This window comes from Pannonibacter phragmitetus DSM 14782, from assembly GCF_000382365.1.
GTDB classification, from domain to species: Bacteria; Pseudomonadota; Alphaproteobacteria; order Rhizobiales; family Stappiaceae; genus Pannonibacter; species Pannonibacter phragmitetus.
The window spans coordinates 26,520-47,913 of sequence record NZ_KB908227.1; the positions used below are offsets into that span (position 1 = coordinate 26,520).

A 21,394-nucleotide genomic window follows, 5' to 3' on the forward strand; every position below is an offset into this window, starting at 1 on the left:
TCTATCTCCGGAACTCAGAGGGCGTTGATCTGATCGACCATGCCTTCCGGCCAGGACTTGGAGAAGTCCGACTCCAGATACTGCTTCTGCACATGGGTGCGGAATGCCTCGATATCCGGCGTATAGACCTTGAGCCCCTGATCCTTGAAGAACTGCTCCAGCTCGGCCTCAAGCGCCAGCTGCTTCTGGCGTCCGCTCTCGGCAGCCTCATCGGCCGCCTGCTGCACCGCAGCCTGCTGTTCTGCCGTCAGGCTGTCCCACACCTTCTTGGAGAAGGCGATGTAGTTGAGATCCACCAGATGCGATGTCAGAACGATCTGCTTGGTGACTTCATAGAACTTCACGTCCCGGTTCGTCGGCAGCGGATTGTCCTGCCCGTCGATCGCGCCGGTCTGCAGGCCGGTGTAGACTTCCGTGAAAGCCATCGGTACGGGGCTCGCGCCAAGCGCCTTGCCGAGGAACTGCCAGGCATCGGAGCCGGGCATGCGCAGCTTCAGGCCCGCCAAATCCGCCGGGGTCTTGATTTCCTTGTCGGTGCGCAGGTTGAGCTGGCGGCGGCCAAGATACATGACGGCCAGCAGCTTCACACCCAGCTCATCCTCGATCTTCTTTTTCATCGGCTCCATGAATTCGGCCGCGAACACCTTCTTCTGGTGCTCAGCGTCCTTGTGCAGGTAGCCGGCCGTGAAAATGGAGAACTCGGGGAAGATGGCAGCCAGTTCCTGCGCGGAGGTGATGGCCATTTCGAGGTTGCCGCGGGCAATGGCTTCCAGCTCGGTGCCCTGCTTGAACAGCGAGGCATTATAATGCGGCTGATACTCGGCGAACTCTGCGATTGCCGGGGCGAAGACGGTGGACAGAGCTACGGTGCGGCTGTCGGTTTCGGTCGCAGGCGTCGACATGCGCAGGGTAATCTTGTCAGCGGCAAAAGCCGGCACGGAGCACAGAACGGCAGCGCCGGCGGAAACGGCAGCAACCGTGCTCAGAAACTTGCGGCGGGTAAGGCTCAGATCCATCGTATCCTCCCAGATCATCTCTTGTTACGGCCCCGGTCATGCTCCTCCATGCCGGCGGCCGCCCCGGCCTCCGGCAAGCGTGAAATTCACCCCACTGGAAACCGGCGTGACAATGTCGTAACATGTCAGTGCGCGGTTAGCAATCTGGGTAAAGCAAGAATGAACACGCAGGCGACGGTCAGGGAGAAGTACCGGACCCCGGACGGGGACGCCACGGCACAGAAGCCTGTCTCGTTGCGTCAGGCCGCCTATGAGGGGATAGAGGAGATGCTGAACTCCGGCCGCCTGCGGCCCGGCCAACTCATCAGCCAGCGCGAGCTCATGGACATGACCGGCGCAACGCTGGGGGCCGTGCGCGAGGCCATCCCCCGGTTCGAGGCAGAAGGCCTGCTGGTGACCGTGCCCAAACGCGGCCTGATGGTGCCGGGGCTCGACATTCACTTCGTTCGTGACGCCTATCAGATGCGCCGCCTGCTCGAAGTCGCAGCCCTGCCGGAGATCGCCGCCAAACTCGACCCTGCCTTGCTGAGAAACTGGATTGCCCGGCACCAGGAAGGCCAGGCGCAGCTGTTGCAGGCAGACCCCGCAGGCCATGACGCCGCGGCCCACATGATCCAGCATCTCGACTGGGAAATGCATGAGGGCCTGATTGCGGCGCTGGGCAATGCGGTGATGAGCAACGTTTACCGCGTCAACGCCATCAAGGTGCGCATGGCGGTGCAATCGCAGATCAAGGTGACACCGGCCAATGCGGTGCGCGTCATCCGCGAGCATCTGGCTTTTCTGGAGCCCATGGCGGAGGGGCGGCATGCCGAAGCGCAGCAGGCACTGGCCCACCACATCACCAATTCCATGCGTATCGCGCTGGGCGAACCGATCACCGGCGGCCCGTAATCCGCTCGCCGGACCTGATGTCAGGCGCTGGCCTGCTCCAGCGTGCGCACGGCAAATTCACCGCGCAATTCGCCGTAAACGGCCGCCTGCACCTGAATATGCGAACGCATCAGCCGCTCTGCCGCAGCCGTGTCCCCTGCCTCCAGAGCATTGAGGATATCCCGGTGCTCCTGCATGGAGGCGCGCAGCCGGTCTGCGGCCGAAAGCTGTGCCTGCCGGAAAGGCCTGAGGCGCCGCTGCATGGCACGCGTTTCTTCCGCCAGAAAACTGTTGCCGGAGGCATCGTAGATCAGGCCGTGAAAGATGGCGTTCTCGTCATAGTACTTGCGGAAGTCGCCGGCGGCGAAAGCCCGCTCGCACCCGTCCGCAGCCCGCCGGAGAAGCATCAGCTGAGCGGCCGTGATCCGGGCTGCTGCGAGACGGGCACACCAGGCCTCAAGCTCGGCCATGACCTCAAACATCTCCACCAGCCGCACGAAGTCGGGCTGGCGGACGAAGGCGCCGCGGTTGTGGATAAGTTCGACAAGGCCGGAGGCCGCCAGCAGCCGCAAGGCCTCGCGCAGCGGCGTGCGCGACACGCCAAACTCACGGGCCAGCGACACCTCGTCCAGCCTTTCGCCCTGGCTAAAACGCCCCTCGGCAATAAGACCTTCCAGCTGCTCGAAAATATGCTCTGCGGTTGGCAGTCTGACAGTGCTCACAGCCGTTCTCCTTCTCCCGCAAATCTCTATGGCGGGAAGCCGGACTTCCCGCAAGGTCAAGACAGCGTAGCACCCGATTGCATGTAGAGTGTCATTTTTTGTGTACAAAATCAAAAAATCGCGTACGCTGACAATGTAACAAGCTCGAAACGGGCAAGAGGGGAAGATTGATGAAGCTTTTGACGACTGCCGTGGCAGCGATCCTGCCTGCATGCCTGCTCTCCACCTCAGCACTCGCCGGAAAGGCGGACGATACACTCAATATTGCCTTCACGAAGGAAGTTGAGCACATCGATCCCTACTTCAACACAGCACGTGAAGGCCTGCTTCTGGCGACAGCGATCTGGGATGAACTGGTCTACCGCGATCAGGAGACCGGTGAATACAAGGGCGTTCTGGCCACCAGCTGGAGCTGGGTTGACGACAAGACGCTGGAACTGAAGCTGCGCGAAGGTGTCAAGTTCCACAACGGCGAGGCATTCGATGCCGACGACGTCGTCTACACCCTGAATTACACCGTCGATCCGAAGAACGGCATCAAGGCCACCGCCAAGACCAGCTGGATCGATCACGCTGAAAAGGTGGACCCGTACACGGTCCGCATCCACACCAAGGGCCCCTTCCCGGCCGCCCTCGAATATCTCGCCAATGGCGTGATAATTCACCCCAACGAATATTACGCGGCCGTTGGCCCGGATGGCGTTGCCACCAAGCCGGTCGGCACAGGCCCCTACATGGTCACGTCCATGGACCCGGGCAAGCACTATGTGCTGAAGCGGTTTGATGACTATGTCGAAACGGCCAAGCCCAAGGCCTCCATCGGTACCGTCGATATCCGCACCGTTCCGGACACCAACACCCAGATGGCCGAGCTGTTCAGCGGCTCCGTTGACCTCGTCTGGGGCGTGCCGGCCGATCAGGCGGAAAAGATGGCGACGCTGGAGCAGTTCCAGATCATCAACGCCCCGACCATGCGCGTAGGCTATCTGTCGATGGATGCCGCCGGCCGCTCCTCCCCCGGCACGCCGATGAAGGATGTGCGGGTGCGTCAGGCGCTCTATCACGCCATCAACCGTCAGGGGATCGTCGATGCGCTGCTGAAGGGCTCGTCGCAGGTGGTGGACAGCGCCTGTTCGCCCGTTCAGTTCGGCTGCGATCAGGACCTGCCGACCTATGCCTATGATCCGGACAAGGCTCGCGCCCTTCTGGCAGAGGCAGGATATCCGAACGGCTTCGAGATGGACCTTTACGCCTACCGTGACCGCCCGCTCGCCGAAGCCATGATCGGCATGCTGGCTGGCGTGGGTATCAGGGCCAACCTCAACTACCTGCAATATTCGGCCCTGCGGGAAAAGCGCCTCAAGGGCGAGGTTGCGATCTCCTTCCAGACCTGGGGCTCGAATTCCATCGCCGATGTGTCAGCCATCGCCAGCCAGTTCTTCAAGATGCAGGGCGAGGATGATGCCCGTGACGCGGAGCTTCAGGCCATCCTCGACAAGGGTGACTTCTCGGTGAATGACGACGAGCGCAAGGCCGCCTACAAGGAAGCCCTGACCTACATCGTCGACAAGGCCTACTGGGTGCCGCTGTGGACCTATTCGTCCAACTACGTGATGGGCCAGGACGTGTCCTTCACTCCCACCCCGGACGAGCTGGTACGGTTCAACGAGATCAGCTGGAAATAAGCTCCTGATCCGCCGGAGCCGGGTCCGCCCGGCTTCGGGCCGACCGTGCCTTCGCCCCCCCCCGGGCGAAGCTGCGCCAAGACAAGACCGGAGGCGGCAAGCCCGTCTCCCTTCCTTTTCATGCAGGCGGCAAGATGCTCAAATTCATTCTCTCAAAACTCGGACTGGCGGCCCTTGTAGCGCTGACGGTCTCCTTTTTCAGCTTCATGCTGCTGTTCATGGCAGGCGATCCGGCCATCGCCATCGCCGGTCATGAAGCCCCGCCGGAAGCCATTGCCGCCATCCGGGCCCAGTATGGCTTCGACAAGCCTTTGCTGACCCAATACGCCGAGTGGCTGATGCGGGCGCTCTCCGGCGATTTCGGCATGAGCTACTATTTCAAGGTGCCGGTGGCTGATCTCATTGCCGACCGGCTGCCCGTCACCTTCATCGTCGGCAGCCTGGGCATGAGCTTTGCCCTCATCGTTGCCATTCCGATGGGCGTCATCGCCGCCGCCTTTCCGAACACGATCATCGACCGCATCGCCCTGACCATCGCCGTCGTCGGTCAGGCAATCCCGAGCTTCTGGTTCGCACTGATCCTGATCGTCATCTTTGCCGTCAATCTCGGGGTCGTTCCGGCCTCCGGCACGCGCATGTGGACCGGTTACATCCTGCCCATGGTCGTGCTCGGCTATTACGCCACACCCGCCATCATGCGCCTGACCCGTGCAGGCATGCTGGAAGTGCTGAACGCCGATTACATCCGCACCGCCCGGGCAAAGGGCCTCAACTGGCGCATCATCATGTTCAAACATGCGCTGCGCAACGCCATCATCCCGGTCGTCAGCCTCGCCGCCGTACAGCTTGGGTTCATGTTCGGCGGTTCGGTGATCGTGGAAACCATCTTCGCGCTGCATGGCGCCGGGTATCTCGCCTGGGAATCCATCTCCCGCAACGACCTGCCGACCCTGCAGGCGCTCATCCTGATCTTTGCGATGCTCTACATCGTCTTCACCTTCCTGGCCGATGTGCTGAATGCCTGGCTGGACCCGCGGCTGAGGAGCGCCTGACATGAGCACACCGTCTTCAACCCCGGCCACAGTTGCACCACGCGTTGCGCTTTCGCCCTCACGCCAGATCCTGCGCAGGGCCTTCCGCCACAAGGGCTTTCTCATCGGCTTCATCATCGTCGCCTTTACGGCCGCCGTAGCGCTGCTGGCACCGGTCCTTGCCCCGCATGATCCCTATCATCAGGATCTTCTGATGCGCATGAAGCCGCCCGTCTTCATGGGGGGCACCTGGGACCATATTCTGGGCACCGACCAGCTCGGCCGCGACTATCTCTCCCGCCTCATCTATGGCGCCCGCATTTCGCTGCTGATCGGCCTTGTGGCTGCGATGATCTCCGCCGTCATTGGCACTACGCTGGGCGTGCTTGCCGGTTATTTCGGCGGCCGCGTCGATGCGGTGGTGATGTTCATCCTGTCCGTGCGCCTCGCCCTTCCGGCCACGCTGGTGGCGCTGGCGGTGGTGGCCATTTTCGGCGGCTCGCTGCAGGTGGTGGTCACCGTACTCGGCCTGCTGCTGTGGGACCGCTTCGCCGTGGTCATGCGCGCCGCCACCATGCAGGTGCGGCAGATGGACTACATCTCTGCCGCCGAAGTGCTGGGCGCCAGCCTGCCGCGTATCCTGTGGAAGGATGTGCTGCCCAACGTGATGAATGCGCTGATCGTCGTCATCACGCTGGAAATGGCCCATGCCATCATTCTGGAAGCCGCCCTCTCCTTCCTCGGCCTCGGCGTGCAGCCGCCGCTGCCGTCCTGGGGGCTGATGATCTCAGAAGGCCGTCCCATGATCCTGTTCGAGAGCTGGCTGATCACCATCCCCGGCATCGCCCTCTTCGCCCTTGTTCTCGGTATCAACGTGCTGGGCGATGGCATCCGCGACATCACCGCGCCTGAAGGGAGAAACTGATGACCATGACCGGCAACACCGTTCTGTCCATCAAGGGCCTGACCATCGACCTGCCGGAAGGCGGCGACCGGCCCCATGCGGTGGAAAATCTCTCCGTCGAAATCCGCGAGAACGAGATCCTCTGCATCGTCGGAGAGTCTGGCTCGGGCAAGTCGATCACGTCCTTTGCCGCCATGGGGCTGTTGCCCAAGGCGCTGAAGCCATCGGCCGGAGAGATCTGGTTCGAGGGCAAGGATCTGCTCAAGCTGTCCCCGCGCGAGCACATGCAATTGCGCGGCAACCGCATGGGCATGATCTTCCAGGAGCCGATGAGCGCGCTCAACCCGTGCTACACGGTGGGAGAGCAGATCGAGGAAGTCTTCCGCGCCCACACCACCATGCCCCGCGCCGAGCAGAAGGCCCGCACGATCGCGCTGCTGACGGAAGTGCGCCTGCCCGATCCGGAGCGGATCTATCATGCCTATCCGCACCAGCTCTCCGGCGGCCAGCGCCAGCGCATCGTCATCGCCATGGCGCTGGCCATGGAGCCGCGCCTGCTGATCGCCGACGAGCCAACGACGGCACTGGACGTGACGACGCAGGCGCAGATCCTGAGCATGTTCAAGCAGCTGAAGGAAACCCACAAGGCCGGCATCCTCTTCGTCACCCATGACTTCGACGTGGTAGCGGAACTGGCCGACCGTGTGGTGGTGATGCAGAAGGGCATTGTCGTCGAGCAGGGCACGGCAGACGAGGTGCTGAACCGGCCGAAACATCCCTACACCCGCATGCTCATCGACGCGGTGCCACGCAAGCACAGCGGCAAGGGCGGGCCGGAAACCGGCAAGCCCGTGGCTCTCAAGGTCGCCGGCATCGAAAAGACCTTCCGCTCCCCGCGCAGCCTGTTCAAGCCCGCAAGAACGGTCCATGCGGTGCGGCCCATCGATTTCGAGGTTCTGCAGGGTCAGACCCTCGGCATTGTCGGCGAGTCCGGATCGGGCAAGACCACACTGGTGCGCTGCCTGATGGGTCTGGAAGAGCCGGATGAAGGCTCGGTCTACATCGGCAACGAGCGGCTGGACATTACGACAGCCGCGGGCCGCCGCGCCTTCCGCCGCCACATCCAGATTGTCTTCCAGGACCCTTACGGCTCGCTGAACCCGCGCCGCAAGATCGGCGACCTACTGCTCGAAGGCCCCACCAACTTCGGCGTGCCGCGTGCGCAGGCGATGGAAAAGGCGAAGGAGCTGCTCAGGATCGTCCGGCTGGAACAGGATGCCCTCGACCGCTATCCGTCCCAGTTCTCCGGCGGTCAGCGCCAGCGCATTTCCATCGCCCGGGCGCTGATGGTCGATCCGAAGATCCTGATTGCCGACGAGGCCGTCTCGGCGCTTGATGTATCGGTTCAGAAGGACGTTCTCAAACTATTGGCGGATATCAAGAAAAAGGTCGGCCTGACGATCCTCTTCATCACCCACGACCTGCGGGTGGCGGCCGAGATTTCCGACCATATCCTCGTGATGCAGAAAGGCGTCGCGGTGGAATATGGCACGGTGGACGAGGTCTTCGGCAATCCGCAGAACGATTACACCCGCCAGCTTCTCTCCGCCATGCCCGGCCGTGGCTGGGAAGTGCCGGACATCGCCGCCCTTGGCCCCGCCATTCCGGCGGCGCAACCCATCCCAGCATGAGCATTTCAGACATGACCACACGACAGGACCTCATCGCCGCCGCCTCCCGCTATGTCACGGAAGGCGGGCTGGAAACCGATCTCGCCCGGCTTGTGGCGCACAAGTCCGTCAGCCAGTCCGAAGGCACGCCGGAAGACCTGATGGCCTATCTCACCGGCGAAATGCAGCCGATGCTGACCGCCATGGGCTTTGACGTGGCCATCCATGCCAACCCGCGTCCGGGCGGCGCGCCGCTGCTGACGGGTATGCGCATCGAGGATCCCGCGCTGCCCACCGTGCTGGTCTATGGCCACGGCGATGTGTGCAATGGCGAGTCGCACCGCTGGCGCGAGGGCCTCTCTCCCTTCGTGCTGACCCGCGAGGATGACAAGCTTTACGGGCGCGGCACCGCCGACAACAAGGTGCAGCATCTGATCAACCTGAAGGCCATGGAACTGATCCTCAAGGAAAACGGCCGCCTCGGCTTCAATGCCAAGGTCATCATCGAGATGGCCGAAGAGACCGGCTCCTATGGGTTGAGGGATTTCTTCGAGGAGAAGAAGGATCTGCTCGCCTCGGACGTGCTCATCGCCTCGGACGGCCCGCGCCTCGCCGCTGACACGCCGACCATGTTCATGGGCTCGCGCGGTGGCATGGGCATCGATCTCACCGTGGATCTGCGCCCCTCGGACCATCACTCCGGCAATTTCGGCGGGCTGCTGGCGGATCCGGCGATCATCCTCGCCCACGCCATTGCCTCGATCACCGACAAACGCGGCCAGATCCGCATCAAGGAATGGCTGCCGGACAGCCTGACACCCGACATCCGCGCCGCCCTCAAGGATCTGCCGCCCCGGCGCCATGATGCGGACTGGGGACAGGAAGACCTGACGCCATCGGAGCGCGTCTTCGGCTGGAATTCCGTTGCCGTGCTCGCCATGGCCAACGGCAACATCGATGCCCCGCAGAATGCCATCTCCGGCAAGGCACGGGCGACGATCCAGTTGCGCTTTGTGGTCGGCACCGATGTGGAGGGCGTCATCCCTGCCCTGCGCCGGCATCTGGACAGGGAAGGCTTCCCGCAGGTCGCCGTGAAGCCTTCGCGCGGCGAAGCCTTCCGCGCCACGCGCTTCCCGCCGGATCACCCCTGGGTCAAGTTCGTGGAACAGTCGCTGGCGGAAACGGCCGGCAAGAATCCGCATGTGCTGCCGAACCTCGCCGGTTCCCTGCCCAATGATGCCTTCACCGAGATCCTCGGCCTGCCGACCATCTGGGTGCCCCATTCCCACGCCGAATGCGGCCAGCACGGCCCCAACGAGCACGTGCTGCTGCCGGTGATGGAAGAAGGCATGCGCCTGATGACCGGGCTGTTCCTGGACATCGCGGAAAAAGGCCAATCCCTGCCGCGCCGGAGGTGAGAGGGGACAAGGTTTCAAGGGGCTGGGCTAAAGGGGCACAATCCTCAGTGCACGCCCCCCGCCGCGCCGTCCCGGCCTCTGTGCCGGGACCTGTCATGGACGCACGATCCTGAAGAAATTAGCGCGACCCGCAACCTCTTTGCCGTCATCCCCGCGCAGGCGGGGATCCAGTAACCCCGGTATCAGCCATCTCCCTTTCCGGGCGTACTGGAACCCGGTATTGCGCGCTGCGCGCCAAACCGGATGACACTCCGGGCTCGCGCAGTCACGCTTGCGTGAGCCTCCGGCCCATTCCCGGCCTCCCTTGTTGGTTCTCCCGATCCCCTGCCCCATATGCGGGTGACGCCCCGGGCGGCCTAGGCTGCCCGGGGCTACCCCTTGTTCAAGCTGCGGAGATCCTTGATGCCCCTGTCACGCCTCTTCCCCCTTGGTCTTGCCGCCCTCATGGCGGGCGCCGCACCTGCTGCCATTGCGCAGGAAACCGTCCGCTCCAAAGCCGCAGATTTCAGGATCGTGGAAGTCGCCACGGATCTGGAGCATCCCTGGGGCCTTGCCTTCCTGCCCGATGGGCGGATGCTCGTCACCGAGCGGCCGGGACGGCTGCGGATCGTGGGTGCCGATGGCAGCCTGAGCGCGCCGCTGACCGGCCTGCCGGAGATCTACGACAGCGGCCAGGGCGGGTTGCTGGATGTGATCCTCGATCCGGATTTTGCTTCGAACAGCACCATCTACTTCTCCTATTCCACGCCGGTGGAGCGGCGCGGCACCACGCGCATTGCCAAGGCAAAACTGACGGATACAGGGCTGGAGGACGTGACCGTCCTCTTCACCGCGACGACGCCGGGCTCGAACGGACGCCATTTCGGCTCCCGGCTCGTCATCGGGACAGACGGCTATCTTTACGCCAGCATCGGCGACCATGGTGCAGACGATACGGCGCAGGATCTGTCGCTGCACTCGGGCAAGATCATCCGCATCACGAAGGATGGCGCGCCTGCACCGGATAACCCGTTCCTCGGCACCGCTGGCGCGCTGCCGGAAATCTACACCTATGGCAACCGCAATCCGCAGGGCATGACGCTGACGCCAGACGGTGAGATCTGGGCCAACGAGCACGGGCCGCGCGGCGGCGATGAAGTGAATGTCATCAAGGCCGGGCTCAACTTCGGCTGGCCGGAAACCACCCACGGCCGCGCCTATTCCGGCCTTCCCATGGGCGAAGGGCCGGAGAAGGAAGGCGTGACGCCGCCGATCCAGGTCTATGTGCCCTCCATCGCCCCATCCGGCATGGCCTTCTATCAGGGCGATGCCTTCAAGGGCTGGCAGGGGGACCTGTTCATGGGCGCTCTCGCGCTGACCCATCTCAACCGGCTCGACATGGAAGACGGGAAGATCGTGGGCGAGGAGCGGCTGCTGGAAGACAAGGGCTGGCGCATCCGCGACGTGCGGACAGGCCCGGACGGCTTCCTCTATCTCCTGACGGATGCGGAAGACGGCAAGCTGGTGCGGCTGGAACCGGCAGGCTGAACTCAGTAACCGCCAGCCGAACGCCCATCGATGGTCACCCGGCTGGCGGTCACGCCATCGGGCCCCGTTGAAAGCCCGGCAGCACCGCCGCGCACCTGCGTGCCATTTTCCGGGCTGGATGTGATCACTGCACCGCCAACGCCGACCGAGGCGCAGCCTGCCGGAACAAGGGCTGCGGCCAGCACGGCCGCAAGAGCAAAGGCGCGGGAGGGATCTGGAACAAGGCGCATGACGGTGCTTCCTGCATCTGAAATGGCTCGATCTGCCGCCTCACAAGCCGGATACGGCCGGAGACGCACAGATCGTCTTCATTCCGCAGCATGCAGACGCGCATGGCAAAGATGCGGCAGAATGAAAGGCGTTCCGGGGGGCGGCACGGCACCGACGCGCAAGGGGCAGGAATAGACCTCGGAAAGCACCTCCGTCGTCAGCGTTTCGGCCGTCGCGCCGCAGGCAATCACCTGCCCCGCTTTCAGGGCCAGCACGCGCGCCGCATACATGGCCGTCAGGTTGAGGTCATGCATCACGGCAACGACACCGCCTCCGGCCCTTGCGTAATCTGCGGCCAGATCCATGATCATCAGCTGGTGGTGAATGTCGAGACTGGCGACGGGCTCGTCGAGAAACAGCCAGCGCGGCCCTTCCGGCCCCACCGGCTCCCAGATCTGGCACAGCACGCGGGCCAGCTGGGCCCGCTGCTGCTCGCCGCCGGACAGCGATTGATACTGCCGCCCGCCGAAGCCGCTCAGCCCGACCCGCGCCAGCGCTTCCCGCACGCGCGAATCCACCGGGGGCGTGCCCGCCCCGCCAAGCCGCACCAGTTCGGTCACGGTCAACGGAAAGGCGATGGCCGAGCTTTGCGGCAGCACCGCGCGGAAGCGGGCCAGCACAGGGAACGGAACGGTTCTGAGATCATGGCCGTTGAGATGCACTTGCCCGCCATGGCGGTGCTCGCCGCAGATGGCCTTGAGCAGCGTGCTCTTGCCGGAGCCATTCGGCCCGGCAATCGCCGTCACCTCGCCCGCCCGCGCCTCGAAGGACACCTGCCGTACGATCTCGCCCCCGGAGAGCGAGACGGTGAGATCCTTCACATCCAGCGTTGCCATGTTCATTACCCCAGCGAAAAGCCCCGCCGTGTCAGCAGGATCCAGAGGAAGAAGGGCGCGCCGGCCAGCGCGGTCAGAATGCCGATGGGCAGTTCGGCGGGTGTCACGATGGTGCGCGCCACCGTGTCGGCAAGAAGCAGCAGGCTTGCCCCCAGCAGCGCCGAGGCAGGCAGAAGGTAGCGGTGATCAGGACCGATGGTCAGCCGCAGCAGATGCGGCACGACGATGCCGACAAAGCCGATGCCGCCGCTGACGGCCACGCTTGCGCCGGTCGCCGCCGCCACGGCGACGATGCTCAGCCGCTTCAGCCGCTGCACTGGAATGCCCAGATGGCCTGCCGCCGCCTCGCCCAGAACGAGTGCATTCAGTCCGCGCGCCATGAAGGGCATGGACAGAAGGACGGCGGCAATCACCGGGGCACACATCAGGATCTTGTCTGTTGTCGCACCCGCGAGCGATCCGAGAAGCCAGAAATTGATATCCCGCAGCTGCCGGTCATCGGCGGTGAAGATCAGGAATCCGATGGCAGCCTGTGCCAGCGCAGCCACCGCAAGCCCTGCCAGAAGCATGGTCGCCACGTCTGTGTAGCCGCCGCGCGTGCCGATCCGGTAAAGCAGTGCGGTGGCAGCAAGTGCACCAAGAAATGCGGCAACGGGCAACGCCAGAATGCCGAACGTGACCATCAGACCGGCCGGCAGCCAGGACCCCGCAACGATCATCAGCGCGGCCCCAAGGCCTGCCCCTGACGAGACGCCGACGATGCCGGGGTCGGCCAGCGGATTACGGAACAGCCCCTGCATCAGCACGCCGGAAACCGCCAGCCCCGCGCCCACAAACACACCCACGACCATGCGCGGAAAGCGGATGTCGGCGAGGATGATCCGGTCGCGCATGGCCATGGGGCCCTCGCTCTCCCGGCCCGTCAGAATGCCGGCAAGAGCATCAAGACTCGCAAGTCCGGTCGGGCCGGTCATCAGCGCCAGCAGGATGGCCAGGAAGAGCAGAACGGTCAGCCCGGCAATCACCGCCTGCGCCCGCCCGCTGCGGTCCCCTTCGAGAGGCCCGTGCTCTGCGGCCATGGTTTCAGCTGCTGTCATGGCCATCTGCCGGTCCCTCACTGGCTGGCCGCAGCGGCCTTGTCAAAGGCCTCGGAAAGCTCACGCACGGCATCGGCGGTGCGCGGGCCAAAGCCGATCATGAACAGTCCGTCCATCCGCACGACCGCCCCGGCCTGCACGGCAGGCGTCAGCGACAGCGCCGCATTGGCGCGCATCTGGTCCAGCGTTGCATCATGCTGGCCACCGCGCTCCATCATCAGAATAACGTCGGGCTTGGCTTCGGTGATGGCCTCATCGCTCAAGGGCTTGTAACCGTTGAAACCGGAAACCGCGTTGACGCCGCCGGCAAGCTGAATGACAGCGTCGGCAGCCGAGCCTTCACCCGAAGCCATGATCCGGCCGCCCTGCATGGACAGGATGAAGAGCACGCGCGGTTTGACCTGACGCTTGGCCGCAGCTTCCGCCACAGCCTTGAGATCGGTTTCCAGCTTCGCCGCCAGATCTTCCGCCTTGTCTTCCAGCCCCAGCGCCTTGCCCACCACCCGCACCTTTTCGGCAACGCCTTCTGCGGTGTATCGGTCCGGCACCATGACGAGCGGCACACCGGCCTTCTTCAGCACATCCAGCGCTTCCGCCGGGCCGCTGCCCTCGATGACCAGCAGGCCATCGGGGGCGACCGCCAGCACGCCTTCTGGCGACAGGGCACGCATATAGCCCGTATCCGGCAGCGCCAGAGTCTCGGGCGGATAGGAACTGGTGCTGTCCCGCGCCACCAGACGGTCTTGCGCGCCAAGAGCGTAGACCACCTCCGTCACGGCTCCGCCAACGGAGACGATCCGCTGCGCCCCGGCAAGAGAGACAGGCTCCTGCGCATGGGCTTCGGGCGCCGTGAAGCCAAGACCAAGACACAGCAGCGCTACGGCCATGGGCGTGAGCGGCAGGCTGTACGCACGGGAGAGAGAAGAAAGCAGACGCATCATCTTATCCTTGCAAGGCGCCGGGCTCATTCGGCTGCAAACGGGAGTGCCACTGTCTGCGGAGCAAGGCGCGGCAGGTGTTCCACCAGTTCGCGCCAGTCGCTGCGCTCATGGTTGCCCTCGCCGCGCACGCCGAAGAACTGGATGATCAGATTGCCATCCGCACCATAGGCTTCCAGCGACGTCACATGCCCCACATCCGCGCCCTTGCGCACGGCCCAGATCTCGCTGATGTGGTCGAGCCGCAAGTGCAGATGGAAGGTTGGGTCCATGACATTGATCCACGGCCCCATCTCCTTGATGTTCATCACAGGACCGGAGTGGATCTGGACGCATCCCCGGTTGGCGACGAAGCACATCAGCGGGATCGCGTTGTCAGACACGAGCCGCAGCATGGCGCGGATGCTTTCACCATCCACCTGCCAGGCCTTGTCCTCGCCCGCCAGCGCCAGCGCATTGATGCGCTCGATGTCGAGTTCACGCAGGATGTTGAAGAACTGATGCGGATCGTTCATGGCTGACCAGCGGCTGCGCAGATCACCCGCCTTGCTGCCATCGACAGGCCGGCAAGGCTCAGCCTGCGGGCGCTGCGGGACTGTGCCGAGGCCCGGCGTCTGGTCCGCGCGTGCAAGGCGCTCCACCAGCGCCTCATAGGCCTCCAGATTGGAAGCCGCACGCAGATGCACCTTGAACACGGCCTCTCCATGGGCGTCGAACACCTGCAGGCTGCGGCGCGGGCCCTGATCAGAGGGCTTTTCCACCGCAAAGGCATGCACCCAATGCGATGGGAACATGCGGGTGTCGATCTGGCTGCCCAGCATCAGGCCGGTGCGGGTGCCGTTCACGAACTTTTCAAACGGCCCGATCTTTTCATGGACGGCGCTTTCGTTGCGGGTCAGAGCCATCACCTCCCCCACAGCCTGCATGCCCTCGCAGATGCCGGCCATCGAAGCCTCGACACGGCGCACGCCATGGCCGCAGAACGCGGCCACAAGCTGTGCTTCGCTGATCCCCAGTTCCTGCGCCAGATCGCGCTCACGGCGGTCCGGATTGGCGCTGACAGCGGCGCGGATCTCCTCCGGCGCCAGATCGCGATAGGCAGTAGACGTCATTGTTTCCCCCGGTTTTCTGGGCGCCCTGCTGCTGACAGCAGGCAAGCGTTTGCAGAACGCGTTTCAAGCATGGTGCGTGATGAGAACCGGCGGCCGGAAGCTGGGGTTTTGCCTGGCAGGCCCGCCGTTCTGTTCAAATTCATCCGGCGGCCCAACCGCGCCAGATCCCGCAAAAAATGCTGATCCGCGACAGGATTGCCACCGCCGATAGTTGACTTCAATATTCATCTTTTGTATCGACCGCAATACCTGAATACGTTAATCAGGTTTTAGAGTTTGAAAGTTCAGCGAGCGAGCCCTTTGCCAGCCAGCGAGACACACCAGAAAGAGGCACATAAAATGACTCGCGGACGGGGCACGGCAGGGTATTGGCTGAGCGGCGTGGCGCTGATTGCGCTCGCATATGCTGGCAGCGCAAATGCGCAGCAGGCACCAGTGGCAGAAAAGGCGGCAGACAAGCCGCAGGCCACGACGCCACTGCAGAAGATCGTTCTCGGCGCCGGGCAGGAAAAGGTCGCAATCGATACGCCCCAGGCAGTGACGGTGATCGATCAGGAGCAGATCGACAACGCCCAGGCGACAACCATCGGCGACATTTTCAGCCAGACACCGGGCATCACCGTGGTGGGCAGCGACCGCATCGGCGGCCAGGCCTTCAACATCCGCGGCATCGGCGATCTGGGGTCGGCGGACGAGTCCAAGATCATCATCACGGTCGATGGCGCCAACAAGTTCTTCGAAATGTACCGCATGGGCTCCTTCTTCTCGGACCCTGAGCTCTACAAGCGTGTCGAGGTGCTGCGCGGTCCCGCCTCCTCCACCCTGTATGGAGCCGGCGCCCTCGGGGGTGTCATCAATTTCGAGACGAAGGATGCGTCCGATTTCCTTGAAGACGGAGAAACGGTGGCAGTCCGCCTGAAGACCGGATTTGACAGCAACAAGAACGGTCTGATGACTTCGGCCATTGCCGCCATGCGGCTTGGGCCCAATACCGAAGCCCTGATCAACGGCAACTTCCGCCGCTCGTCCGACTACGAGACGGGCAATGGCACCCGTGTGGTGGGCTCGGCATTCGACAGCTTCTCCGGCCTTGCCAAGGTCACCCATCACTTCGGCGAGAACAACGAGCAGTCGGTCCGCCTGTCCTATGAGCGCTGGCAGAGCGACGCAGACAACACCGCCTATTCCCAGACCGGCACGCTGGATGCCTTCGGCAACATCGACCGCGAGATCACTGACCAGACGGTGGTTCTGGCCTATGCGAACCCGGCCAGCGACAATCCGTTCCTGGATCTGAAGGTCAATCTGTCCTTCTCCGACACGCAGGTCGCGCAGAACAACGCCCGTGCGCCGCTGGCCTCCATGATGCGCTCGCCCGAGCTGTTCTATGACGCAGACTACGGCTACCGCACCTGGCAGGCGAAGGTGGAAAACACCTTCGAGTTCAAGGGTGACACCTGGGAGAACTATCTGACCGCCGGCACGCAGGTCAGCTACCAGGAGCGCACTGCCAGCACCAAGGGCGGTGCGGGCTGGATCGACTTCCATCCGGAAGGCACGGACACCAAGGTCGGCGTCTTTGCGCAGAACGAGTTCATCTGGAACGACCGGCTGACCATCACTCCGGGCATGCGCCTTGACTATGTGACCGTGCGCCCGGACAGCGTGATCCCGAACGCATCGACCCAGTCCGACTACGCCTTCTCGCCGAAGCTCGCCGCGCTCTACAAGTTCACGGACAGTTTCTCGGTCTTCGGCTCGGTTGCCCGCACCGAACGCCTGCCGACACTGGACGAACTGTTCTCGACAGGCCCGCGCAACGCGACCTACCCCGGCGGGCGCAGCGTCAGCCTTGACCTGAAGAAGGAGGAATCCTTCAACTACGAGGCCGGCTTTGCCATCAACCGGCAGAACCTGTTCCAGGACAACGACAGCATCGCGCTGAAGACCACCGGCTTCTACAACGATCTGACGAACCTGATCACCACCGGTCCGCAGCGCCAGCGCACGGCTGTGCCTTACTATGTGAACGTTCACAGCGCCCACATCTACGGCGTGGAACTCGAAGCCGCGTATGACTCGCGCTACGTGTTCGCCAGCGCCGCCTACAGCTGGACGCGCGGCAAGAACGAAACCACCAATACCGCACTGACAACCATTCCGGCTGAAACGGTTGCCCTCACGCTTGGCGGCCGTATACCGGACTACAACGTCAATTTCGGCTGGCGCGCCAACTTCACCGGCTCTGCCGATGCCGGCGCCACCACAGGCCCCTTCCCCGGCTATGCCCTGCATGATGCCTTCGTGAACTGGAAGCTCGATGAGGGCCAGTTCAAGGGACTGGAGCTGCGCGCCTCCGTCGAAAACATCTTTGACAAGCGCTACCGCAACAATCTCTCCGGCGATGACGGCAAGGGGCGCACGTTCAAATTGTCCGTCAACAAGAAATTCGGATGGTGACATGACACTGGCACGCAAATTCGAAGTGATCGCAGCCGCCGCGCTGTCGGTCTCCACTCTCTCCGGTGCAGCTCTGGCCCAGACAGGCCCGGCTGCGGCAGAAGGGGTCAAGCTGGAGCTGAACCGTGCGGCGGATGCCGGCAACGGCTGCCTGCTGACCTTCGTTGCCACCAATGGCACCGGGGCAGCGCTGGAGACGGCAGGCTTCGAATTCGTGCTTTTCAACAAGGAAGGCCTGGTGGACCGCATGACCGTCTTCGACTTCGGCGCCCTGCCGGAAGGAAAGACGGTGGTCCGCCAGTTCCAGATCCCGAACCAGCCCTGCGCGGGCATCGGTTCCATTCTCGTCAACGGCGCATCCGGCTGCAAGGCAGCCGCTGCCAGCCCGCTGTGCAGCGCGCCGCTGACCACCACAAGCCGCACTGACATCGGCTTCACCCGGTAAGGACACGGACATGCTGGATTCTGCCTATCTCGCCCCGATCTTCAGCTTCATCGAGCTTGGCGGCTCGGTTGTCGCCATCATTGGGCTCATGTCGGTTGTCGCCGGTGCCATTGTCATCGCCAAGTTTGTCCAGTTCGCCCGCTTCCGCACCGCCCGTCCGGGCCGGGCCCGGGAAGCAGCCGGCCTGTGGCGGGCCGGCCGGCGCAAGGAAGCGCTGGTGCGCCTCGCACGCCCGGTCAGTGCCGCAGAACATGCGGTCGTCACCGCCATGCGCCTGACGGCAGCCGGCCAGATGGACCGCAGTGCCATCGAGGACGAGATTGCCCGCGTAGCAACCCAGCAGCTGCATTCGCTCCAGTCCGGCACCCGCGCACTCGACAACATTGCCCAGCTGGCTCCGCTTCTGGGTCTGTTCGGCACGGTTCTGGGCATGATCGACGCCTTCCAGGCGCTGCAGAATGCGGGAGATGCGGTTGATCCGTCGATCCTCGCCGGCGGCATCTGGGTGGCTCTGCTGACCACCGCAGCGGGTCTTGCCGTCGCCATGCCGGTGGCTGCCCTGCTGGCCATGTTCGAATCCTGGATCGAGGCCGAGCGCATTGCCGTCGAGACCCTGAGCGCACAGGTTCTGGTGGATGTTGCCCATCATGACCACGAGCGCCATGCGCCTGCCGCTCAGGATGGTGCTGCACTCGGGAAGGTCTCCCATGCGCATTGACATGCCGCAGCGGCGCAGAAAGCCGCTGTCGATGACCTCCCTCATCGACGTGATCTTCCTGCTGCTGCTGTTCTTCATGCTGTCCACCACCTTCACCCGCTTTGCGGGGGTGGATCTGGGCAAGCCCGGTCAGGCTGGCGGCGGCGCCTCCGGCACACCGGGCATCCTCGTTTTTGTCGAGGCCGATGGCCTGCGCATCAACGGCGTGACCGTATTGCCCGAAGAGATGGCAGACCGGCTGTCAGGCCTGCAGGAGAAGGGCGCGACCTCTGCCCTTGTCGTCGCCCGTGAGGGGGCCAACGCCCAGGCCCTGATCGACACCGTCCAGACCGTGCGCCGCCTTGCGCCGGCGCTCACCCTGCACGTCGCCCGCTAACGGCTGCGGAAGCAAGGAGCTACAGACATGGCTGTGCGGATCCCGCGCGAAAAAACCAAGCGGCAGATGGAGACAACCATCTCGCTGATCAACATCGTCTTCCTGATGCTGATTTTCTTTCTGGTCGCAGGCCAGCTTGCGCCCCCGGCCGACAAGCAGGTCGATCTGGTGGAGACCACGGATGCGGAAAATCTGCCGCCGCCGGAGGCGCTTTATGTGCGCGCGGATGGCACGCTGGTGTTCCGCGGCCAGCCCACGGATGCGGCTTCCTATCTCGCCGCCAACCCGCTGCCCGCCGAAGGGCCGGACAGCCTGTTGAAACTCGGTGTGGACCGCAACCTTGATGCGGCACGTCTCGTGGAAATCGTTGACGAGCTCTATGCCGCCGGTGCGCCGGCAATCCGTGTCGTGACACGGAAGGCAGGCACGCAATGAAACTGAGACCCTGGCATCTGGCAGCTGCTCTGATGGCCTCCGTGAGCCTCCATTTCGGCGCGGTCGCACTGACTGTGGACACGTCCGGGGAGCCTGCCCTGCTTCAAGGCGGCGGTGGCGGGGCCGTCTCCATGCTGGGCGAAGCCTATGCGGACATGCTGACCGCAGGCGATCCGGACACCGCCAACGCGGTTGCCGCCGAGTCGCCCGACACGCTGGCGCCGGTTGATCCCGATGCCGCCGAACCGGAGACGCAGGAGCAGATCACCGCGCAGGATGTCCCGGTGCAGGAAGCCACCGAGACGCCTGTTCAGGAACCACTGCAGCAGGTGGCGGAAGTTCAGCCGCAGGATATCCAGCCGCAGGAGATCGCGCCGGTGGAAGAGCTGGCCATTCAGCCGCTAACAAGCGCGGAGGCCATCGCGCCGGTCAATGAGACGCCGGAGGAGCCGGTGACCGCTGTCGAGCCTGTTCCCGTGCCGGAAATACGGCCGAAGGATCTGCCCGTCAAGGTGGCCGAGGCAAAGCCCGTCCAGCCGGTGAAAAAGACCCAGACGAAGAAACCGGAAGCACAGCGCCAGCCAAGCACACAGAAGGGCAACAGCAGGGCGAATGCGGTTCAGGGCGCGGGCGGCGCCGCCGATCAGGTGGCCTCGCAGGGCAGTTCCGAAAATCAGGGCCGGTCAACGATCCTCGGCAATTCGGACCGCACCAACTACAAGGGCCAGGTTCAGCGCGCTCTGCAACGTGCTATGCGCCGCGTCCGCTCCCGGGATTCGGGCCTTGCCACCGTCTCCTTCGTCGTCAGCAAGGATGGCAGCGTTTCGGCCATTCGCATCTCCCGCAGCTCTGGCAATCCGCAGGTGGATGAAGTCGCGCTGGAACTCGTCCGCCGCGCCGCGCCCTTCCCGCCCATTCCGGCAGAGGAAGGCAGACCTACATGGAGTTTCAATGTTCCCGTCGAGATCGCGCGCCGCTAAGCTGAGTTGACTGGCCTGCCGACCGCATGACGGCAGGCCACCATACAGACAGAAAGCGGAGAACACCGATGCCTGCACCGGAAGATGCCACGATGATGACCGCCAGCGACGGACTTGATCCGGCCATACGCGGCACAAGGTGGCAGCACCGCAAGACAGGTGGCATCTACCGGATCGTTGGCAAGTGCCGGATCGAGGCTACAGGCGAAGAAGCCTTCCTCTATCAGGGGACAGATGGCACCATCTGGGCCCGCCCCTGCGGCGAATTCATGGACGGGCGGTTCGAGCCGCTGGACGCAGACTGAGCCTCAGGCCGCGAGAATCCGGTCTTCGAGCCGGAAGCGGAAGATGCGGGCGATCTGGGCCAGAGCGGTTTCAAATTCGGCCTGCGGGCTGTTGCCAAGCCGTGCCTCGAAAGCGTCGAGGATCATGTGCTTCGTTGCGCCCTTGACCGCAAAAATGAACGGGAAGCCGAAGTGGGCGCGGTAGGCATCGTTGAGCGTGGTGAAACGGGCAAATTCTTCTGCCGTCAGCCGGTTAAGGCCAGCGCCCGCCTGTTCCTTCCGCGAATCCTCGGCAATGTCCCCGGCAATGGCGGCCCTGCCCGCCAGATCCGGATGGGCCCGGATCAGCGCCAGCTGCTGCTCGTGCGAAGCCGCGCGCATGGCTGCTTCAAACGCGGCAATCAGATCCTCCCGCCGGACAAAAGGCCCCGCCGCGAATGCATCCTCCGCCACCCAGGGCGAGTGCTCTGCCACATCCGCGAAGGCGGCCATGAAGGCCTCGTGATCGAGCCCGGCAAGCAAGGCTTCCGAAATGGGAAAGGCAATCGGCGTGGCGGACATGAGGGTGTGCTCCAACTGTCTTTTGTCCCGGTCCAT

At 63.8% G+C, this 21,394-nt stretch carries 22 protein-coding genes; 14 read left to right on the forward strand and 8 right to left on the reverse strand.

From position 1 onward, the window contains the following. Positions 1-14: 14 nt before the first annotated feature. Positions 15-1,016 carry a TRAP transporter substrate-binding protein DctP gene (dctP, locus tag H163_RS0116210; protein WP_026355943.1) on the reverse strand — a complete coding sequence of 334 codons (1,002 nt, stop codon included), beginning with the start codon at positions 1,014-1,016 and terminating at the stop codon, positions 15-17. A 159-nt stretch (positions 1,017-1,175) separates the two neighbouring features. On the opposite strand from dctP, the gene H163_RS0116215 reads away from it, so the two are divergent. Next, complete coding sequence (locus tag H163_RS0116215) at positions 1,176-1,910, forward strand: GntR family transcriptional regulator (protein ID WP_081626048.1); 735 nt, start codon at positions 1,176-1,178, stop codon at positions 1,908-1,910. A gap of 20 nt (positions 1,911-1,930) precedes the next feature. On the opposite strand, the gene H163_RS0116220 is transcribed toward H163_RS0116215, so the two are convergent. Next, positions 1,931-2,611: a GntR family transcriptional regulator gene (locus H163_RS0116220; protein WP_019965660.1), complete on the reverse strand. Its 681-nt coding sequence runs from the start codon at positions 2,609-2,611 to the stop codon at positions 1,931-1,933. A 170-nt stretch (positions 2,612-2,781) separates the two neighbouring features. On the opposite strand from H163_RS0116220, the gene H163_RS0116225 reads away from it, so the two are divergent. The 6 genes from H163_RS0116225 (at position 2,782) to H163_RS0116250 (ending at position 10,846) form a co-directional block, all read left to right on the forward strand. After that, complete coding sequence (locus tag H163_RS0116225; protein WP_026355945.1) at positions 2,782-4,296, forward strand: ABC transporter substrate-binding protein; 1,515 nt, start codon at positions 2,782-2,784, stop codon at positions 4,294-4,296. A gap of 134 nt (positions 4,297-4,430) precedes the next feature. Continuing rightward, positions 4,431-5,348, forward strand: a complete 918-nt coding sequence (locus H163_RS0116230; RefSeq protein WP_019965662.1) for an ABC transporter permease — start codon at positions 4,431-4,433, stop codon at positions 5,346-5,348. Position 5,349: 1 nt separating this feature from the next. Beyond that, a complete protein-coding gene (locus H163_RS0116235) occupies positions 5,350-6,252 on the forward strand; it encodes an ABC transporter permease (RefSeq protein ID WP_019965663.1) in 903 nt (300 codons plus the stop codon). Continuing rightward, a complete protein-coding gene (locus tag H163_RS0116240) occupies positions 6,252-7,922 on the forward strand; it encodes a dipeptide ABC transporter ATP-binding protein (protein ID WP_019965664.1) in 1,671 nt (556 codons plus the stop codon). The genes H163_RS0116235 and H163_RS0116240 overlap by 1 nt, the downstream gene beginning before the upstream one ends. 11 nt (positions 7,923-7,933) lie before the next feature. Beyond that, complete coding sequence (locus H163_RS0116245) at positions 7,934-9,319, forward strand: M20 family metallopeptidase (protein WP_115336575.1); 1,386 nt, start codon at positions 7,934-7,936, stop codon at positions 9,317-9,319. A gap of 402 nt (positions 9,320-9,721) precedes the next feature. Continuing rightward, on the forward strand, positions 9,722-10,846 hold the full coding sequence (locus H163_RS0116250) for a PQQ-dependent sugar dehydrogenase (protein ID WP_026355946.1): 1,125 nt from the start codon (positions 9,722-9,724) through the stop codon (positions 10,844-10,846). A gap of 2 nt (positions 10,847-10,848) precedes the next feature. Here H163_RS0116250 and H163_RS0116255 read toward each other — a convergent pair whose 3' ends face one another. From H163_RS0116255 to H163_RS0116275, 5 genes are all read right to left on the reverse strand, one after another. Beyond that, positions 10,849-11,076 carry a hypothetical protein gene (locus H163_RS0116255; protein ID WP_019965667.1) on the reverse strand — a complete coding sequence of 76 codons (228 nt, stop codon included), beginning with the start codon at positions 11,074-11,076 and terminating at the stop codon, positions 10,849-10,851. 78 nt (positions 11,077-11,154) lie between these two features. Next, on the reverse strand, positions 11,155-11,958 hold the full coding sequence (locus tag H163_RS0116260; protein ID WP_019965668.1) for a heme ABC transporter ATP-binding protein: 804 nt from the start codon (positions 11,956-11,958) through the stop codon (positions 11,155-11,157). Beyond that, positions 11,958-13,049 (reverse strand): FecCD family ABC transporter permease, encoded by a 1,092-nt coding sequence (locus H163_RS0116265; RefSeq protein WP_115336576.1) that lies wholly within the window; start codon positions 13,047-13,049, stop codon positions 11,958-11,960. Before H163_RS0116265 ends, H163_RS0116260 begins: the two co-directional genes overlap by 1 nt. Before the next feature lie 17 nt (positions 13,050-13,066). After that, the gene (locus H163_RS0116270) at positions 13,067-13,990 is read right to left on the reverse strand and encodes a heme/hemin ABC transporter substrate-binding protein (protein ID WP_019965670.1); all 924 of its coding nucleotides are present in this window, start codon (positions 13,988-13,990) and stop codon (positions 13,067-13,069) included. A gap of 23 nt (positions 13,991-14,013) precedes the next feature. Next, positions 14,014-15,099 (reverse strand): hemin-degrading factor, encoded by a 1,086-nt coding sequence (locus H163_RS0116275; protein WP_019965671.1) that lies wholly within the window; start codon positions 15,097-15,099, stop codon positions 14,014-14,016. Between the two features lie 339 nt (positions 15,100-15,438). Here H163_RS0116275 and H163_RS0116280 point away from each other — a divergent pair, with 339 nt between their 5' ends. The 7 genes from H163_RS0116280 (at position 15,439) to H163_RS0116310 (ending at position 20,818) form a co-directional block, all read left to right on the forward strand. Continuing rightward, a complete protein-coding gene (locus H163_RS0116280; RefSeq protein WP_026355947.1) occupies positions 15,439-17,559 on the forward strand; it encodes a TonB-dependent hemoglobin/transferrin/lactoferrin family receptor in 2,121 nt (706 codons plus the stop codon). 1 nt (position 17,560) lies between these two features. Next, the gene (locus H163_RS0116285) at positions 17,561-18,004 is read left to right on the forward strand and encodes a hypothetical protein (RefSeq protein ID WP_019965673.1); all 444 of its coding nucleotides are present in this window, start codon (positions 17,561-17,563) and stop codon (positions 18,002-18,004) included. A gap of 10 nt (positions 18,005-18,014) precedes the next feature. Continuing rightward, positions 18,015-18,722 (forward strand): MotA/TolQ/ExbB proton channel family protein, encoded by a 708-nt coding sequence (locus tag H163_RS23035; protein ID WP_019965674.1) that lies wholly within the window; start codon positions 18,015-18,017, stop codon positions 18,720-18,722. Next, positions 18,712-19,098 carry a biopolymer transporter ExbD gene (locus H163_RS0116295; protein ID WP_019965675.1) on the forward strand — a complete coding sequence of 129 codons (387 nt, stop codon included), beginning with the start codon at positions 18,712-18,714 and terminating at the stop codon, positions 19,096-19,098. Before H163_RS23035 ends, H163_RS0116295 begins: the two co-directional genes overlap by 11 nt. A 27-nt stretch (positions 19,099-19,125) precedes the next feature. Next, positions 19,126-19,533, forward strand: a complete 408-nt coding sequence (locus H163_RS0116300; RefSeq protein ID WP_019965676.1) for an ExbD/TolR family protein — start codon at positions 19,126-19,128, stop codon at positions 19,531-19,533. Continuing rightward, on the forward strand, positions 19,530-20,513 hold the full coding sequence (locus H163_RS0116305) for an energy transducer TonB family protein (protein WP_019965677.1): 984 nt from the start codon (positions 19,530-19,532) through the stop codon (positions 20,511-20,513). The genes H163_RS0116300 and H163_RS0116305 overlap by 4 nt, the downstream gene beginning before the upstream one ends. Positions 20,514-20,581: 68 nt before the next feature. After that, positions 20,582-20,818, forward strand: coding sequence for a DUF1653 domain-containing protein (locus H163_RS0116310; protein WP_019965678.1), 237 nt, complete (start codon positions 20,582-20,584; stop codon positions 20,816-20,818). A gap of 3 nt (positions 20,819-20,821) precedes the next feature. On the opposite strand, the gene uraD is transcribed toward H163_RS0116310, so the two are convergent. Then, positions 20,822-21,358, reverse strand: a complete 537-nt coding sequence (uraD, locus tag H163_RS0116315; RefSeq protein WP_115336578.1) for a 2-oxo-4-hydroxy-4-carboxy-5-ureidoimidazoline decarboxylase — start codon at positions 21,356-21,358, stop codon at positions 20,822-20,824. Positions 21,359-21,394 lie beyond the last annotated feature (36 nt).